This is a genomic window from Nocardia sp. NPDC004722, from assembly GCF_053601505.1.
In genome coordinates this window covers 1-1,482 of record NZ_JBSGBY010001051.1, presented here as the reverse complement: position 1 = coordinate 1,482, position 1,482 = coordinate 1, and the positions used below count along the sequence as shown (strand labels likewise).

Annotated in this window: 2 protein-coding genes and 1 pseudogene; 2 read left to right on the top strand and 1 reads right to left on the bottom strand. The window is 66.6% G+C overall.

The genetic code is table 11. The features are described 5' to 3' along the window. A pseudogene (locus ACWELQ_RS45565) lies at positions 1–268 on the bottom strand (hypothetical protein); the annotation flags it as partial. A 142-nt stretch (positions 269–410) separates the two neighbouring features. On the opposite strand from ACWELQ_RS45565, the gene ACWELQ_RS45560 reads away from it, so the two are divergent. After that, positions 411–701 carry a hypothetical protein gene (locus tag ACWELQ_RS45560; RefSeq protein WP_452403170.1) on the top strand — a complete coding sequence of 97 codons (291 nt, stop codon included), beginning with the start codon at positions 411–413 and terminating at the stop codon, positions 699–701. 82 nt (positions 702–783) lie between these two features. Continuing rightward, positions 784–957, top strand: a complete 174-nt coding sequence (locus tag ACWELQ_RS45555) for a CsbD family protein (RefSeq protein ID WP_452403169.1) — start codon at positions 784–786, stop codon at positions 955–957. The last annotated feature ends 525 nt before the right edge of the window (positions 958–1,482 follow it).

Genomic DNA, 1,482 nt, shown 5'->3' with positions numbered 1-1,482 from the left:
GGCGTGACGCCGCGAGTTCGCGGCGGGCGCCGGCCGCGCGCCGGGCGGTGCCGCGGGCACCGGCCAGCAGAATGACCAGTCCGGCCATGCCGACGCCGCCCACCACGATGCCGTAGAGGAACAGCAGGCCGGTCGACCCGGTCACGTGGTAGCCGAACACGGCGAAATTGTCGGTCAGCGCGTGGGTGTTGCCGCCATTGGCGAGAACGCCCGCGACGCCGACGATCACCGCGGCGATCAGAACGACGAGTCCGATGATGACAATCATGATGTTCCTTCGGTTGTACTCGTTTTGCTGCCGCTTACCCGGGTTCGCCCAGTTCATGCCCGCCGTTTGATTCCGTGTCGGCGGGTACCCCGCCCACAGCAGGCATCGGGCACTTCGCCCTGCCAGATTCGAGGTATCGACCATGACCACGGGACCGGCGTCGGAGATTCCGCCCCTCGACGACGCTGCGGACTTCTCCCGCGCGACACCGCCGCGACAGGGACACGCAGCGGCCGCGAGCAAGAATTGGGCGGGTTTCGCGCTGGTGATCTTCGGTGTCCTCGCCACCGCCGTCGCGTTCACGGCCTTGTGGCTGGACCGGTCGAGCCTCGGGCTGGCCGCCACGGTGGTCGCGGCCGTCGCACTCCTGGGCGGCACGTCGGTCCTGGCGCTGGAACGGCACGGGGGCAGCGGACTCGAAGGGCGGAAGTAGCGAGTTTGGTTGTGGCACAACGGGATATGCCGTCAAGGGGTCGGCTGTATCCGACAGCGGGCCACTGAGGAAGGGAGCTCCTATGAGTGCCACGGACAAGGCCAGGAACAAGGCCGACGATATCGCGGGCAAGGCCAAGGAGAAGTTCGGCGCGGCGACCGACAATCCGGACAAGGAAAACGAAGGCAAGGTCGACCAGGCCAAGGCCAACGTCAAGGACGCCGCCGAGAAGGTCAAGGACGCCTTCCGGCACTGACGCCGTACCCGCGAACGTCCCGCCCCCACTCCCCAGGGGTGGGGGCGGCGGCCGTTTTCCGGACCTGACCTGCACTGTTCGGGTCGAATGGTTAGCGGGGACGGTAACGGGTACCCCGGAGTTATCGGTCGGATATCGCTGCCGAAAGGTGCGCGACCGAACACGAGCTGCGCCACCGCGCACACAGCCGGACCGACGACGACGACGTCGGAGCGCCTCGAGATCGCCGTCCGAAGGGACCGCGACCAGCGATAACCGTCGCGTCTTGTCAAACAATCGGCAGGATCACGATTCGATCCACTCGGGTGGTAGGTATGCGCCCGAGTCGACATCACGATCGAGGGATGCCCGATGAGTACGACAACAGCTCGTTCGACCCGGCCCAAGAACCCGTCGAAACCCGCCGACAGCTACGACAATATCGAGCCGCGGTTCGCCGAACTCGCCGCACTGGCGCACAACGACCCGCGCAGGCCCGTGCTGCGGAACGAGATTCTGCGGCTGTGCATGTCGCTGGCCGACCAT